This is a genomic window from Streptomyces sp. CB09001 (assembly GCF_003369795.1).
Lineage (GTDB): Bacteria > Actinomycetota > Actinomycetes > Streptomycetales > Streptomycetaceae > Streptomyces.
In genome coordinates this window covers 7,143,964-7,159,254 of the sequence record NZ_CP026730.1, presented here as the reverse complement: position 1 = coordinate 7,159,254, position 15,291 = coordinate 7,143,964, and the positions used below count along the sequence as shown (strand labels likewise).

Sequence of the window (15,291 nt, the reverse complement as noted above, 5' to 3'; positions counted from 1 at the left end):
GTCGCGACGGTCAGTGCCGGTCACCGGCCCGGTCCCGCCGGGTCAGGGCCCGCTGGATCCGGGCGAGGCCCGCGAACCGGTGCTGGCGCAGTGCGGCGCGCGCGGCGTTGGCGCCGGGTGCTCCGTGCACCCCGCCCCCGGGGTGGGCGCCCGCGGAGGCGAGGAAGAGACCGGCCACCGGTGTCTCCGGCCGCCCGGTGCCGGGCACGGGCCGGAAGACGAGTTGCTGGTGCATGGCGGTGGTGCCGCCGTTGATGGCGCCGCCCTCCAGGTTGGCGTCCATGGCCTGGAGCGTCGGCGGGGCGAGCACGCGGCGGGCCCGTACCAGCGCCCGGAAGCCGGGCGCGAAGCGTTCCACCTGGCGTTCGACCCGGTCGGCCATCAGTTCGCGCTCCCTGCTGTCCCACGTCCCGGTGATGCCCTCCTCGCCCGCGTCGGCGCGGATGTCGTGGGGGACGTGGGTGTAGGCCCAGGCGGACTCCGTGCCGGACGGTGAGCGGGTCGGGTCCGTGGTGGTCATCTGGCCGAACAGCGAGAAGGGACGGTCGGGGACCTGCCGCATGGCGATCTGGGCGGCGAACCGGGTCAGCTCGTCGAGACCGTCGGACAGATGCACGGTGCCGGCCCGCGCCGCCTCCTCGCACCGCCAGGGCACGGGCCCGTCCAGCGCCCAGTCCACCTTGAAGGTGGCGAAGTCCCACTGAAAGCGCCGCAGGTCGGTGAGGACCTGGTCCGGCAGGTCCGCCGGGGCGACGAGCCCGCCGTAGAGGGCGGGCACGGAGACGTCCGCGAGGACGGCGCGGCGGGCGGTGACCGTCTCCCCGTCGGCGGTGCGCACGCCGACGGCGCGCCGGTCGCGGACCAGGACCCGTTCGACGCGCCGCCCGCAGTGCAGCGTGCCGCCCCGGGCGCGCAGCCGGTGGACGAGGGCCTCGGTGAGGGCGCCGGCACCGCCGACCGGCACGGGGAAGCCGTAGCTCTGTCCCAGCATCGACATCAGCCAGCCGAAGCCGCCGCTGCCCGCCGCCTCGGGAGCGAGGTCGGCGTGCAGGGCGTTGCCGGCCAGAAGCAGCCTGCCGCCCTCGCCGCGGAACTCCTCCTCGCCCATGCGGCGCACCGGCAGCACCAGGGTGCGGGCGAGCCTGAGTCCGCCCGCGCCGCGCAGCCGCAGGGCCATCCGGGCGGTGGCGCGCACCGGCGGGAAGGGGGTGAACAGAGCGTCCAGGATGTCGGCCCGGTAGCGGTCCCACACCTCGTGCAGCCGCTCCCAGGCGGCGCCGTCCCCGAGGGCGAAGGCGTCGAGGGAGGCGGCGGTGGTCGCGACGTCGCGGTCGAGGACGGCGCAGGTCCCGTCGGTCAGGGGATGGGCCAGCACGTGGGGCGCGTGGGCCCAGCGCAGCCCGTGGTCCTCCAGCCGCAGTCCGCCGAGGACCGGGGAGGCCGCGGCGAGCGGGTAGAAGGAGCTGAACAGGTCGTTGACGAAGCCGGGGGCGACCTCGCCGTCGTGCCGCACCGCGCCGCCCGGCTCGGGCTGTTCCTCCAGGACCGTGACGCTCCAGCCGGCGTCGGCCAGCACGTTCGCCGCCACCAGGCCGTTGGGGCCGGCCCCGACCACGACGGCGTCAGGCACGGCCGGTTCCCGGCCGGTACTCCACGGACCCCGTCACGCCCGGGGGGTCGGGACGGCACCGCCCACCGGCCGTGGACTCGCACAGTTTCGCGAGCCTGGCGAGCATGGCCCGGTGCCGTACCTGGATCAGCGCCTCGACGCCGACGTTGTGCAGCAGGCCGCCGGGGCCGCGCAGGGGGTGTTCGTCCACGATCACCAGGCACTGCTCGCCCCAGGGGCGCAGCTCGATGGCGATCCTGGCCGTGCCGAGTCTGCCCGCCTTCGCCTCCAGCTCCAGCTCCGAGCCCGGGACGCAGCGTCTGACCACCGACTCGTTGTGCAGCCGCAGCGGTCCGAGCCCCACCTCGTACGCGATCGTCGCGCCGACCTGCGGCCACTGTCCGTCCCTGGGGGTGACCTCGGAGGGCCCCACGACCCATTCCACGTACAGGTCGCCGTCCGCGAGAACGTCCCAGACCGCGTCCGGTGTCGCCTGGATGAGCCTGTGCCTGACCGCCACGCGTACCTCCTACGTCCAGTGGCCGCCGTGCGGCCGTCATCGCGAGGACGCAGCACTGAGTGCCCCGTCGACGGCCGGCCAACCGGAGGGGGCCGGATCGCCGTGGCACCGAACCGGCGGCACGGAAAGGCCCTGCATTGGCATGGACCTGATGACAACTGCTGGCTAAGCTCGAAGCGACCCGATGAGAGCGCTCTCAAACCGCGGTTGTTCCATGCCATCTGTTCCACCCCCACCTTGCTGGAACGACGAAGGGCAACTCCCGTGAGACGCAGCAGACTCAGGCACCTCGGCCTGGCCGGACTTCTCGTGCTCGGCAGCCTCACCGCGGTCGGCACCCTGCCGGCCTCGGCGGCCGACGCCCCCGCCCACTCCCCCTCGTCCTCCGAGCAGCCGGCCTCCGCCGGCCTGCTGGACGCCATGCAGCGGGACTTCGGCCTCACCAGGGCCGAGGCCGAGGACCGGCTCGCGGCCGAACGCGACGCCACCGGCATCGAGCCCGTGGCACGCCGGGCGGCCGGAAAGGCCTTCGGCGGCTCGTGGTTCGACGCGGACGCCGGACGGCTTACGGTGGCCGTCACCGCGGACGCGGCACCCTCGACCCTGCGGGCGGTCCGTGCCACCGGCGCGCAGGTCCGCACCGTGGCGCACAGCGCACGGCAGCTCGACGCCGCCAAGGCGCGCGTCGACCGTCTCGACGCACCGGCCGGAGTGAGCAGCTGGCGCGTCGACCAGGCCACCAGCAGGGTCGTCGTGGACGTGGTCGCGGGCGAGCGCGCTGACAACGATGTCCAGAGCTTCCTGAAGCAGGCCCGCGAGGCCGCACCGGTCACGGTGCGGACGGTACCGTCGGCCCCGCAGACCTTCGCGGCGGGCACCGTCGGCGGTGACCCCTACTACACCGGCAACGTCCGCTGCTCCATCGGCTTCTCGGTGCACGGCGGGTTCGTCACCGCCGGACACTGCGGCCGGGCGGGCGCCGGGGTCAGCGGCTGGGACCGCTCGTACATCGGCACCTTCCAGGGCTCGTCCTTCCCCGACAACGACTACGCGTGGGTCAGCGTGGGCAGCGGCTGGTGGACGGTGCCGGTCGTGCTCGGCTGGGGCACCGTCTCCGACCAGCTCGTACGCGGCTCGAACGTGGCACCTGTCGGTGCCTCGATCTGCCGCTCCGGGTCCACCACGCACTGGCACTGCGGCACCGTGCTCGCGCACAACGAGACGGTGAACTACAGCGACGGCTCGGTGGTGCACCAGCTGACCAAGACCAGTGTGTGCGCCGAGGGCGGCGACTCCGGCGGCTCCTTCATCAGCGGTGACCAGGCGCAGGGCGTCACCTCGGGCGGTTGGGGCAACTGCTCCAGCGGCGGGGAGACGTGGTTCCAGCCGGTCAACGAGATCCTCAACCGCTACGGCCTGACCCTGCACACGGCCTGACCGGACAGCGGTGGGGAGGGCCGGGCCGGGCCGAGTCCACGGTCCGGCCCTTCCCGGCCGCCGGTGTCCGCGGTTCCGCGTCCCCCGCGTGCCGGTGGGCTCAGACGTCGCCGGGTCCGGTCCCGGGCTCCGGCACGTCCAGGCCCGTCGCCGTGGTCAGCCGACGGTAGGCGGCCCGCGCGTGGACCAGACGGGCCAGCGCCGTGCCGACGAGGGCCGCACCGAGCAGGCAGGCCAGCCAGAGCGCGTCCCGCCGGCCGGCCCAGGTGAGCACGCCGGCCGGCGGTATGGCGAAGCCGTTGAGGGACAGCCAGCACAGCACGGCCGTCCCCGGCGCCGCCGTGAACCGGGCGCAGAGGCCGAGCACGGCCGCCAGCAGGGAGAGCGCGACCAGGGCGAGTCCCGGACGCCCCGAGCCCACGGTGCCGTTGAGCAGCGCGACCAGGAGGAGGGCGCCGCCGAATGCCCCGGCCCACACCACGGGAGCCGCGACCGGCCGGGGAACGGGTCTGGCACCGCTGCCCAGGGGCACCCACTCGATCATGCTGACGGCTCCTTCCGGTCCCGGACGCGTCCGACCACGGCGTCGGACAACGACCCTGTGGGCAGATTGTCCCACCGGGAACCGAGGCGCCGCGCCGCCCGGGGCGACGACCGGCCACGCCCACGGGCACCGCTGCCTGGCCCTTCCCGTCCCCGGCCCGGCTTCAGTGCTCTGCCTCCGTCTGCTCCGAGGAGGTGGACGACCCGAACGAGGGAGCGGCCCGGGCCGGCACCGGTACCGGTCCCGGCTCCGGGCCGCCGGCTCCCTCCGCCTCCGCGCCGGACCCGCCGCCCGCCGCCACGGCCGGAGTCCTCGCCCCCGGCAGGAGTCCGCCGACGGCGCGCAGCGCGGCGGCGAGGACGTGGGCGCGTCCCGCGACGATCGGGCCGAGGACGGCGAGGACGAGCACGTATCCGGCGATGAAGGGAGCGAGCCGGGCGTCGAGTCCGGCGCCCGCGGCCATGGCGGCCAGGATCAGCGCGAACTCCCCGCGGGCGACGAGGGTGGTGGCGATCTCCGCGGCCGGCTGGGAACCGTAGTGGTAGACCCGGGCGACGCACAGCCCGGCGACGATGTTCATGACGACGGTCAGGGCCGCCGCCGCGGCGACCGGACCGGCGACGGAGGCGAGGTCGCCGGGGTCGATGGCCAGCCCGAACGCGAAGAAGAAGATGGCCGCGAAGGCGTCGCGCAGCGGGTGCACCAGTTCACGGATCCGCGGCCCCGAGGGGGTCCCGGCGAGGATCAGGCCGACCATGAAGGCACCGATGGCGTCGGCGACGCCCAGGACTTCGGAGACCCCGGCGACGAGCACCGCGGCACCGAGGAAGCTGATGACGAGCAGCTCGTTGTCCCGCGTGTGGATCAGGCGCCCCACGAGCCGGGTGCCGTAGCGGGCCGCGGCGGCCAGTACCAGCAGGAAGCCGAAGGCCTTGCCCGCCTGGAGGGCCGTGTCGGCGACGCCGTGCGCGCCCGAGATCACCGGTTGCAGGGCGGCCAGGTACAGCGCGAGGAAGATGTCCTCGACGACGATGACGCCGAGGATCAGGCGGGTCTCCGGGCGGCCGATCCGGCCCAGGTCGATGAGGATCTTGGTGACGATCGCGGAGGAGGAGATGCCGAGCACACCCGCCAGCACCAAGGCCTCGCGCACACCCCAACCGAGGACGAACCCGAAGCCGAGTCCGGCGCCGACGTTGAGGAGCAGGTAGATGCCCCCGGCGGTGAGCAGCCGTTTGCCGCCGCTCTTGAGGTCGTCGAGGTGGAACTCCAGCCCGAGGTAGAAGAGGAGCAGGACCAGTCCGAGCGCGGAGAGCATCTCGAAGTCGTGCGCGTCCTCGACCAGGACGAAGCCCGGTGTGTGAGGGCCGAGCAGGATGCCGGCGAGCATGAACAGCGGGATCGTCGGAAGTCCGATCCTCCCGCCGAGGCGGGCGAGGAACGCGGCGGCGACGAAAGCACCGCCCATGGCGAGCAGGGTGTCAGCGTGTCCCACGGGTCACCGCCTTCGACCGCGCGGAGGTTCGGGAGGGCTTCACTTGACGGGGATGGATGCGGGTTCTCCTTCTTCGGGGATGCGTCATCGTGCGGGCGGGCGGGCGGACGGGAGCCGGGCAGGCGGGCGCTCAGACGGCCGGGCAGGAGCCGGGCGGACGGGCGAACGGACGGGCGGACGGGAGCCGGGCGGACGGGCGGTCGGACGGGCGGACGGGAGCCGGGCGGTCGGACCGGCGGACGGGAGCCGGGCAGACGGGCGAACGGACCGGCGGACGGGAGCCGGGCAGACGGGCGAACGGACCGGCGGACGGGAGCCGGGCAGACGGGCGAACGGACCGGCGGACGGGAGCCGGGCAGACTGTGGACGGGCGGACAGGCGGACAGGCAGACGGGCGGACGGGCAAACCGGCACGGGGACACACGGGCGAACACGCCGCCCGGGGCGTCCGTGCCTCGACACCGCCCCCGGCACCCGGGTGCGCACGTCACACCCGGAACGCACCACGCGGCAACACCCGTGAACGGGCGGCACGGGCCGGCCCACGCCCCCTCCCCCGGCACCCGCGAGGACCGCCGGGGCGCGGCGCCGGTCCACGGTCACACGCCGGGCCACCGCACGGCCATCGGGGACGACACCCAAATGGTCCGGCGGCCGACACCCATCGGGCCGCGGGGGAAGCCGCTCGGAGGCCCGCGGAGGATGCGCCGCGGCCGACTCGGGGATCCCGGCCGCGGCGCCTCCTGCCGCCCCGGGTGCGGGAGGACGACGCGCGCCGGGGCATGACCGGCGATTTCCCCCGCTCCCCACCACGACACTGCACCAACCGAGTGATCGTCAGGGACCGTGCCCCCGCTCCCGGTTTCCCGCCCGGGCTCCGGAGCCGACCGGGCACCCATGACCATGACCCCGGCCGACGATCACGCCGACCCGGGTACGCCGTCCGCCCCGCCGCGGGATGCGACGGGGCGGACGGCTTGCGGACGGTCCGTCAGCACGGTGTGGTTGCCATCAACTTCTCGAAGGAAGCCATGCAGTCCGGGCAGTGACGCGCCCGTTCACCGTCGGATGCCTCGATACGTTCGCGGAGCTGCTGTCCGCAGAGTGTGGCCGCGGCCTGTTTGGCCAGTACGTGCCACACCAACGCTCCGCCCGCCTTCTCCGGGCCCACGCACATTTCGTACATGATCGGCCTCCCAGCCTGGACGCCGCTGACACCCTCCAGGAGACACCGGTTCGGCCGTGACCAGTACCGCGCGGGGTCCATTCGGGTGACGGCCGTTTCGGCCGGCCGGGTCGGACGCACACCCGGAGGGCTGCAAACGATCAGCCAACCGGCCCTGCACGGGTGGTCGCGTGACGTGTCGTCGACGGGTCCCCCTGACGCCCGGTCAGGGCGGGCGTACGGGGCCGACCGAGAACCGCCCGATGCCCGTGGCCCCCACTCGGTGACCGTGTGGACGCCGCGGACGCCTCGGGGTTCCGCTCCACCACTGCGCGCGCAGTCGTCGAGGCCCTCGCGCGGCGGGGTGGCGAGCCGCTCGGCCCGCCGGGGGCCGCGCCCGACGACCGGTGACCTGGAGCGCGCCGGTGCCGTAGTCGGTCCAGTACCGGCGGTGGGAGGCGGTGGACGGCAGCGCGTCGCCGACGCGGACGGCAGCCGGTCGGGCTGTCCGGCGGCGACCGGCCCCGCGTACCAGTCGGAGGCGGGGTGCGGCGACAGTTCGGTCCTCCTCAGCCGGCCGCGTTGTCGGTGCGCAGCCTCACCTGTTCCTCCAGCCGCCGCAGGCTGCCGTCGAGGGCCTCGGCCACCGTCCGCCGCCCCGGGTCGTGGCTGTCGTCGAAGAACGACAGGTGCACCGTGACCTCGCTGGCCCCGCTGTCGAGCCCGGCGACCTGAAGCCAGCCGGCGTAGCTGCCCTGCTCGCGGGTGCCCCACTCCAGCCGCATCTGCTCGGGCCGGGCGCTCAGCAGCGCCGAGGTGTTCTGATCGGTGCGGTCCTCGTGCACGGTGACGGCGGGCGGTTCCTCCGGCTCCACGTGCAGGTCCCGGGGCAGCCAGGTCTCCAGCTGTCCGACGTTCGCGGCCTGGTCGAAGACCTGCTCCGGCTGGGCGGGCATGGTGCGGGAACGCTCGTACTCGGTCATACGGCACCACTCCTCGGCGCTCGGGGTCGTACGAGGGGACGCGTGCCCCTTCTGCCGGGGCCGAAGCGCTCGCGCGGGCGCTTCGGCCCGCCGGGCGGCGCGGGCCGGGCGGTGCCAGACTGCTGTGCACCGGCCCCGCCGGGCGGGCCTGCGACGAGGGGAGACGAGGTGTCCACGTCGGACCCGGACGACACGGGGCTGCGGAACTTCCTCGCCGATCCGGCCCACCGCACCCTGGACCTGCGCACCGCCACCGCCCGGTGCGCCAGGGCACTGGGACTGCGGCACGCCGTCGTCTACCTCGTCGACCTCCAGCAGCGCCACCTGGTGCCCCAGACTGCCGTGGCCCCGTCCGTGCCGGTCGACGGCTCCCTGGCGGGATGGGCGTACCGCACGCAGTCGCTGCGGGTGGAGGAGTCCGGGGCGGGCGGTGGCATCACCGCCTGGTTCCCGCTGCTGGACGGCGCGGAGCGGCTCGGCGTCCTGGCCGTGCACGAGACGGCCCTCACCGCCTCCTCGCTGACCCGCGGCCGGGCGCTCGCCTCGCTGCTCGCCATGGTGATCACGTCCAAGCGGGTCTACGAGGACTCCTTCGCGCGGCGCACCCGCACCGAGCGCATGCAACTGCCCGCGGAGATGCTCCGCGCCCTGCTGCCGCCGCGCACCATCGGCGACGGCAACGTCGTGTCGACGGCCGTACTGGAGCCCGCGTACGAGATCGGCGGTGACGCCTTCGACCACGCGCTGACCGAGACGACCCTGCACGTGGCCGTCCTGGACGCGATGGGGCACGACCTGGCCTCCGGGCTCACCACCACCGTCTCGGTGGCGGCCTGCCGCAATGCCCGGCGCAGCGGTGCCGACCTGCCCGAGCTGGTGCGCAGCGTGGACGAGGCGCTGTCCAGCTGGCTCCCGGACAAGTTCTGCACCTCGGTCATCGCGCAGCTGGACCTGGTCACCGGCGTGCTGCGCTGGGCCAACTGCGGTCACCCCGCTCCCATCCTGATCCGCGGCCAGCGGTTGATCATCGACGCCATGGAGCGCGACGCCGACCCGCCCATGGGCATGCCGTCCCTGCTCAGCTCGGGCTCGCGCCGGACGCACGAGATCTCGCTGGAGCCCGGGGACCGGGTGCTGATGTACACCGACGGGGTCGTGGAGGCCCGGACCCGGGAGGCCAAGCTGCTGGGCCTCGAACGCTTCGCCGACTACGTCATCCGGGCCACCGCCGGCGGTGAGCCGGCTCCGGAGTCCCTGCGCCGGCTGATCCATTCGATCCTGGCCATGCAGGAGGGGCGGCTGCGGGACGACGCGACGCTTTTGATGTTCGAGTGGCGGCCGCCCGCGTGAGGCGGCCCGGCGCGCCGGTACCCGCCTCAGACGGCGTGCCCCCGGGAGCGCAGCCAGGCGTGCACGGTGTCCTTGTCCGCCGGTGTGATCCGCACGGGGCCCGCCACGTAGGGGCCCTCGTCCTCGGTGAATCCGGTGTCCGTGACCCGGGCGGTGACCCAGGTGGCCAGGTCCTGGGCGGCCCGTTCGGACAGCGCGCCCCGCTCCCATCCGTCCCGGCCCTCGCCGGCGGCCTCCGGGTCGTGCCGCTCGGTCTCGGCCAGCCAGGCCGCCACCAGCCGTTCCACGGTCCGCCGGTCGGCCGGGTCGTCGGTCCCCTGTCGCATCCGCCTGTCGCTCATGCCGGACGAGTGCCCCCGATCCCCGTACGCCCCACACCGGCGAGGCCCGCGGTGTCGGCGGTACGGCGCCGGGTACCCGCGTCCGCAGGGGAGAGCCCGTCCGGTCCGTTCCGCCGACGGCGACAGCCCGGGAAGGGGATGACGATGAGGCAGCCCGCCGACGACCACGCCACCGGCCGCCGCGCCGGCGTCTCCGAGCTGCGTCCGGCCCCCGGGGACACCGGCCCCGTCCCGCGGCGCGAGGCGCCTCGCGAGGATCTCCCGCTCGACCGCAACCAGGCGATCCTCCAGGCCGCCAAGCAGGTGGGCTCGACCCTGAAGAGGGCGGAGCACCCGTTCGCCCTGGCCGGCAGCGTCGCCGTGTACGCCCACGGCGGCACCCAGAACCTCCAGCACGACGTCGACTTCTGCATCCGGCCCGAGGACGCGGACGCCGTCGCCGCGACGCTGCGGGAAGCGGGGCTGACGGTCTACACGCCGCCCGAGGACTGGCTGCTCAAGGCGGACTGCCTGGGACAGCAGGTCGACCTCATCTTCGAGCTGGCGCACGAGCCCGTCACGACGGCTCTGCTGGCCCGGGCCCGGGACCTCTCGGTCGACTCGGTGCTGATGCCGGTCCTCTCGCCGACCGACCTGCTGCGCGGTCTGCTGGCGGCCTTCTCCGAGCACCACTGCGACTTCGGTGCGGTGCTGCCGATCGCCCGCACCCTGCGCGAGAAGATCGACTGGGAGGCGCTGCGCCGCGACTGCGGCGACGCCCCGATGCCCGCCGCGTTCTTCTTCATTCTCGAACGACTGGAGATCATCCCCCCGGCCGGGCCCCCGGCCACCGCCTCGAACGAGGAGCAGCGATGAGCGACCCCGTCGGCCACCAGGGACCCGCGGCGAGCGGTCCCGCGGCGAGCGGCCCCGTATCCGCGGCCGGTGGGCCCGAGAACGTCGAATACCGTGTGGCGCACCTGCAGGACCGGCTCGCCGCGGAGGAACTGGGTGAACTCGGCGTACGTGCCGAGATCCGGGCCGGGGCGATCGCGCTCACCGGCACCGTGCCCTCGGCGCAGTGCCGTGAGACCGTGCTGCGCGTCGCCCGCGAGGAACTGGCCGGACTGACCGTGCACACCGACCTCGTGGTGGCCGAGACCACCCGTCCCGACCACGCGGAGGAGCTGTGACGATCCGGGTCGCCGCCGTCGGGGACATCCACATGGGACCCGACAGCGAAGGGCTGCTGAGGCCGGCGTTCGAAACCCTACCCGACTGTGCCGACCTGCTGCTGCTCGCCGGGGACCTCACCCGGCACGGCACCCCTCAGGAGGCACGGGTGGTCGCCCGGGAGGTGGGCGGCCTGCCGGTGCCGGTGGTGGCGGTCCTCGGAAACCACGACCACCACGACGAACGGCCCGAGGAGGTCACCGCGATCCTCCGGGACGCCGGTGTGACCGTACTGGAGGGCGGGACGACCGTCGTGGAGTGTGCCGGGGGCCGGGTGGGAATCGCCGGGACCAAGGGGTTCGGCGGCGGGTTCGTGGGGCGCAGCGCCGGCGAGTTCGGCGAGCCGGTGATGAAGGAGTTCGTGCGGACCACCCGCCGTTCGGCGGACGGCCTGCACGCCGCGCTGAAGCGGCTGGACGAGGAGGCCTGCGCGGCGCGGGTGGCGCTGACCCACTTCTCCCCCGTCGCCGACACGCTCGCCGGGGAGCCGCCGGAGATCCATCCGTTCCTCGGGAGCTACCTCCTGGCGGAGGCGATCGACACGGCCGGCGCCGATCTGGCCGTCCACGGACACGCCCACCTGGGCTCGGAGCACGGGATGACGGCGGGCGGAGTCCGGGTGCGCAACGTGGCGCAGCCGGTCATCCGCCGGGCCTTCAACGTCTATCGGCTGGAACCGGCCTGACCGCCCGTCAGCCGCGTCGGCTCCGTCCGGCGTCCCGCGTCGTGCGCGCCGTGTCCCGCGTCGTACGGCCCGTGTCCCGCGTCGTACGGCCCAGGCAGGTGACGTCCGCGGGGTCGAGGCCCGACGCCGCGATCTCGTGGAAGCCCAGGCGGTCGTAGAAGGCCCTGGCCGGGGTGTTGGCCGTCGCCATGACCAGGTGGACGGCCGGGACGCCGCGTTCGCGCAGGGCCCGCCACAACGTCCGCATCAGGGTCCGGCCGTGCCCCTGCCCCTGCCAGTCGGGCAGCAGGTCGATGTGCAGATGGGCGGGGTAGGCCGCCAGTTCCGGGACGACCATGCGCTCCGGGTCGTGCAGCAGCCCGGCCATGACCTCGTCCGGGGTGCGGGTGCCGGGCGGACCCTGCGGGGCCGGATACCGGTCGGCGACCCTCGGCAGCCACGTCGCCCGGAACTCGGCGGCGAAGCGCGCGGTGTCCGCCGTGCCGAGGATGTAGCCGACCGCCTGGCCCTGCCCGTCGTCCAGCACGAAGACCAGGTCGGGATCCAGGTGGACGTAGGGCGCGGCGAAGATGGCCGGCAGGACGGCGGGGTCGGCGTACACGGGCCGGCTGTCCCGGCCGTTGTGCGCGGTCCGGATGCAGATGTCGTCGAGGGCCGGGGCGTCGGCGGGTCGGTAGGGGCGTACGGAGGCAGTCGCTGTCACCACGGCATCCTGCCCGCCTGGGAGCGCTCCCACAAGTGGTTCGCTTCGATGGGTGGCGCCCGGGTACCCGGCGGCCGGCAGTGTGACGGAAAGAGGAAACGTTGGCGGGAGTTGGCGGGAGGCCGGCGATGGAGGATGCGACGGACCGGATCGCGCGGCCGTGGGGCACACGGGTGCCCTTCGGACGGCACGAGTCCTGGCCGGCCCGGGTGGACACGTTCCTCGCCGACGGAGTGGAGCCCGGGGCGGTGCAGCGGTGGGTGCAGTCCGCGTCGATCCTGCACTCGGACGGCGACGCCATGGACATCGCGGTGGCCGACGGCCGCATGGTGGGCGTACGGGGCCGGGACGTGGACCGGGTCAACCGGGGGCGGCTCGGTCCGAAGGACCTGTTCGGGTGGCAGGCCAACGCCTCCCGTGACCGGCTGACCCGGCCGCTGGTGCGGCGGAACGGGCGGTTGACGGAGACGGACTGGGACACGGCGATGGATCTGGTGGCGGCCCGCTCGCACGAACTGCTGGACTCGCGCGGACCGGGCTCGATCGGCTTCTACACGAGCGGTCAGCTGTTCCTGGAGGAGTACTACACGCTCACGGTCCTGGCCCGGGCCGGCATCGGCACCAACCACCTCGACGGCAACACCCGCCTGTGCACCGCCACCGCGGCGGAAGCGCTGAAGGAGACCTTCGGCTGCGACGGGCAGCCCGGCAGCTACGACGACTTCGACCACGCCGACGTGGTGGCGCTGTTCGGCCACAACATCGCCGAGACGCAGCCCGTGCAGTGGATGCGTCTCCTCGACCGCCTGGAGGGGGCCGACCCGCCGCGGCTGCTGTGCGTGGACCCGCGCCCCACCCGCGTCGCCGCACACGCCGCGGTACACCTCGCGCCCCGCAGCGGCACCAACGTCGCCCTGCTCAACGCCCTGCTGCACGAGACGATCCGGCACGAGCGGACCGACCGGGACTTCATCGCCGCGCACACCGTCGGCTTCGACGAGCTGGCCGCCCGGGTCGCCGACTGCACGCCCAAGTGGGCCGCGGAGATCTGCGACGTCCCCGCCGCCCGGATCGAGGAGGCGGCCGAACTGGTCGGCACCACCGACGCGTTGGTGTCCACCGTCCTCCAGGGCGTCTACCAGTCCCACCAGGCGACCGCCGCCGCCGTCCAGATCAACAACCTGCACCTGATCCGCGGGATGCTGGGCCGGCCCGGCGCCGGGCTCCTCCAGATGAACGGCCAGCCCACCGCCCAGAACACCCGCGAGTGCGGGGCCAACGGCGACCTGCCGGGCTTCCGCAACTGGCAGAACGACGCCCATGTGGCCGACCTGGCCCGGGTGTGGAACGTCGAGCCGGAGACCGTCCCGCACTTCGCGCCGCCCACCCACGCCATGCAGATCTTCCGGTACGCGGAGCAGGGCTCGCTGCGGATGCTGTGGATCAGCGGAACCAACCCCGCCGTCTCGATGCCCGAACTGCCGCGCATCCGCTCGATCCTGGCGCAGGAGCGGCTGTTCACCGTCGTACAGGACCTGTACCTGACGGAGACGGCGCAGCTGGCCGACGTGGTGCTGCCCGCCGCGACCTGGGGCGAGAAGACCGGCGCGCTCACCAACGCGGACCGTACGGTGCACCTGTCCTGCAAGGCGGTGGAACCGCCCGGCGAGGCCAGGCCCGACCTGGACATCTTCCTGGACTACGCGCGGCGCATGGACTTCCGGGACAAGGACGGCGGTCCGCTGGTCACCTGGGACGACCCCGAGTCGGCGTTCGAGGCGTGGAAGCGGTGCAGCGCGGGCCGCCCCTGCGACTACACCGGACTGTCCTACGCCAAGCTGCGCGACGCCGGCGGCATCCAGTGGCCCTGCGACGAGCGGACCCCCGAGGGGACGGCACGGCTCTACACGGACGGCATCGGCTGGGCCCACCCCGACAGGTGCGAGAGCTACGGCAAGGACCTGGAGACCGGGGCCTCGCAGGAGGTCGTGGAGTACCGCTCCCTCAACCCCGACGGCAAGGCGATGCTGAAGGCCGCCGCCTTTCTGCCGCCGCACGAGGAGCCGGACGAGGAGTACCCGTTCCAGCTCACGACCGGCCGGACGCTCTACCACTTCCACACCCGTACGAAGACCGGGCGGGCGCCCCAGCTGAACGCCGCCGCCCCCGACGTGTGGGTGGAGGTCTCCGCCGGGGACGCGGAGCGGCTCGGCCTCGGCGAGGGCGACCTGGTCGAGGTCACCAGCAGGCGCGGCTCCCTGCGCGGGCGGCTACGGGTGACCGGCATCCGCGCGGGGCTGCTGTTCGTGCCGTTCCACTACGGCTACTGGGACACCGCGGGCGGGTCGGGGCCGGGCCCGGACACCCCGGGACGGGCCGCGAACGAGACCACCGTCACCGACTGGGACCCGGCCTCCAAGCAGCCGCTGTTCAAGACCGCCACGGCCGCCCTCACCCTCGTGGAACGCGGGGACGGCCGGCCCGCCCCAGCACCCACCACGACCGCGTCGGCACCGGTCGCCGTCGGTGCCGCCCCGCCCACCGCGGGCGGACCGGCGGCGCGCACGACGGAGCAGGAGCCCACCGGGTTCCGGCACGGCCACCAGGAGGGCGCCCGGTGAACGGCATCAATCCGACCCTGCGCACGCTGCACCGCGGCGAGCGGCGTCTCGCCCACGATCTGGTGACCGTCGCCGAGCGGCACCGCACCGAGCACGAGGTCCACCATGTCGCCACCGACCTCGCCCGCTGGTCCCGCGAGCACGTCCGGCTGCTCGCCGAGACCGCCGCGGAGCACGGCGTGAAACTGGGCGAGGCGCCGGACCACTCCTCGGACGGCGTCTTCGCGACCCTGCGCAAGAAGGCGTCCGAGGCGGTCGTGCACCGGCCGGAGCCGGGCCTGCTGCTCCTGCGCGACCTGCGGGAGCTGCACGTCTCCGCCGTGGAGAACTCACTGCACTGGGAGATGCTGGCCCAGGCCGCCCAGGCGTCGAGGGACAGCGGTCTGCTGACGCTCGCCTCCTCCTGCCACCCGCGGACACTGCGCCAGATGCGCTGGACCAACACCATGATCAAGAACTTGTCGCCGCAGCTCCTCACCAGCCTCTGAGCTGCGCCTTCCCCGCCCGGTGCGATGCCCGGCGGCGCCGGTGCGTCACCGGATGCCGAATGGCGGCGGCGGGCCGGGGCACCTGATGATCCCAGTGGGGCACCACCCCGCTGGTGTTCCCGTCGGCACCCCCTCCAA

Annotated in this window: 14 protein-coding genes; 7 read left to right on the top strand and 7 right to left on the bottom strand. The window is 74.1% G+C overall.

Annotation, left to right across the window (positions count from 1 at the left end):
• Nucleotides 1-10: 10 nt before the first annotated feature.
• The gene (locus C4J65_RS32875) at nucleotides 11-1,630 is read right to left on the bottom strand and encodes an NAD(P)/FAD-dependent oxidoreductase (RefSeq protein WP_115745705.1); all 1,620 of its coding nucleotides are present in this window, start codon (nucleotides 1,628-1,630) and stop codon (nucleotides 11-13) included.
• On the bottom strand, nucleotides 1,623-2,129 hold the full coding sequence (locus C4J65_RS32870; protein WP_115745704.1) for an SRPBCC family protein: 507 nt from the start codon (nucleotides 2,127-2,129) through the stop codon (nucleotides 1,623-1,625). Before C4J65_RS32870 ends, C4J65_RS32875 begins: the two co-directional genes overlap by 8 nt.
• A gap of 264 nt (nucleotides 2,130-2,393) precedes the next feature.
• Here C4J65_RS32870 and C4J65_RS32865 point away from each other — a divergent pair, with 264 nt between their 5' ends.
• The gene (locus C4J65_RS32865) at nucleotides 2,394-3,566 is read left to right on the top strand and encodes a S1 family peptidase (protein ID WP_115745703.1); all 1,173 of its coding nucleotides are present in this window, start codon (nucleotides 2,394-2,396) and stop codon (nucleotides 3,564-3,566) included.
• 100 nt (nucleotides 3,567-3,666) lie between these two features.
• Here C4J65_RS32865 and C4J65_RS32860 read toward each other — a convergent pair whose 3' ends face one another.
• From C4J65_RS32860 to C4J65_RS32840, 3 genes are all read right to left on the bottom strand, one after another.
• Entirely contained in the window at nucleotides 3,667-4,110 is a 444-nt protein-coding gene (locus C4J65_RS32860) for a hypothetical protein (protein ID WP_115745702.1), read from the bottom strand.
• 163 nt (nucleotides 4,111-4,273) lie between these two features.
• Nucleotides 4,274-5,605: a cation:proton antiporter gene (locus C4J65_RS32855; protein WP_115745701.1), complete on the bottom strand. Its 1,332-nt coding sequence runs from the start codon at nucleotides 5,603-5,605 to the stop codon at nucleotides 4,274-4,276.
• A 1,734-nt stretch (nucleotides 5,606-7,339) separates the two neighbouring features.
• Nucleotides 7,340-7,753: an SRPBCC family protein gene (locus C4J65_RS32840; protein WP_115745700.1), complete on the bottom strand. Its 414-nt coding sequence runs from the start codon at nucleotides 7,751-7,753 to the stop codon at nucleotides 7,340-7,342.
• Nucleotides 7,754-7,921: 168 nt separating this feature from the next.
• Between C4J65_RS32840 and C4J65_RS32835 the strand changes: the two genes are divergently transcribed.
• Nucleotides 7,922-9,103 (top strand): PP2C family protein-serine/threonine phosphatase, encoded by a 1,182-nt coding sequence (locus tag C4J65_RS32835; RefSeq protein ID WP_115745699.1) that lies wholly within the window; start codon nucleotides 7,922-7,924, stop codon nucleotides 9,101-9,103.
• Between the two features lie 26 nt (nucleotides 9,104-9,129).
• On the opposite strand, the gene C4J65_RS32830 is transcribed toward C4J65_RS32835, so the two are convergent.
• The gene (locus C4J65_RS32830) at nucleotides 9,130-9,444 is read right to left on the bottom strand and encodes a hypothetical protein (RefSeq protein ID WP_115745698.1); all 315 of its coding nucleotides are present in this window, start codon (nucleotides 9,442-9,444) and stop codon (nucleotides 9,130-9,132) included.
• A gap of 144 nt (nucleotides 9,445-9,588) precedes the next feature.
• Here C4J65_RS32830 and C4J65_RS32825 point away from each other — a divergent pair, with 144 nt between their 5' ends.
• From C4J65_RS32825 to C4J65_RS32815, 3 genes are read left to right on the top strand one after another with little or no spacing between them, the layout of a single operon-like run.
• On the top strand, nucleotides 9,589-10,299 hold the full coding sequence (locus C4J65_RS32825; RefSeq protein WP_115746756.1) for a nucleotidyltransferase family protein: 711 nt from the start codon (nucleotides 9,589-9,591) through the stop codon (nucleotides 10,297-10,299).
• Entirely contained in the window at nucleotides 10,296-10,616 is a 321-nt protein-coding gene (locus C4J65_RS32820) for a BON domain-containing protein (protein ID WP_240330574.1), read from the top strand. Before C4J65_RS32825 ends, C4J65_RS32820 begins: the two co-directional genes overlap by 4 nt.
• A complete protein-coding gene (locus tag C4J65_RS32815) occupies nucleotides 10,613-11,341 on the top strand; it encodes a metallophosphoesterase (RefSeq protein WP_115745697.1) in 729 nt (242 codons plus the stop codon). The genes C4J65_RS32820 and C4J65_RS32815 overlap by 4 nt, the downstream gene beginning before the upstream one ends.
• Before the next feature lie 7 nt (nucleotides 11,342-11,348).
• Here the strand turns inward: C4J65_RS32815 and C4J65_RS32810 are convergent, their stop codons facing one another.
• A complete protein-coding gene (locus C4J65_RS32810) occupies nucleotides 11,349-12,044 on the bottom strand; it encodes an N-acetyltransferase (protein WP_240330573.1) in 696 nt (231 codons plus the stop codon).
• Between the two features lie 128 nt (nucleotides 12,045-12,172).
• Here C4J65_RS32810 and C4J65_RS32805 point away from each other — a divergent pair, with 128 nt between their 5' ends.
• Together C4J65_RS32805 and C4J65_RS32800 are read left to right on the top strand one after the other, a co-directional pair.
• Nucleotides 12,173-14,665: a nitrate reductase gene (locus C4J65_RS32805; RefSeq protein ID WP_115745695.1), complete on the top strand. Its 2,493-nt coding sequence runs from the start codon at nucleotides 12,173-12,175 to the stop codon at nucleotides 14,663-14,665.
• Nucleotides 14,662-15,153 carry a hypothetical protein gene (locus tag C4J65_RS32800; protein ID WP_115745694.1) on the top strand — a complete coding sequence of 164 codons (492 nt, stop codon included), beginning with the start codon at nucleotides 14,662-14,664 and terminating at the stop codon, nucleotides 15,151-15,153. Before C4J65_RS32805 ends, C4J65_RS32800 begins: the two co-directional genes overlap by 4 nt.
• Nucleotides 15,154-15,291: the final 138 nt, after the last annotated feature.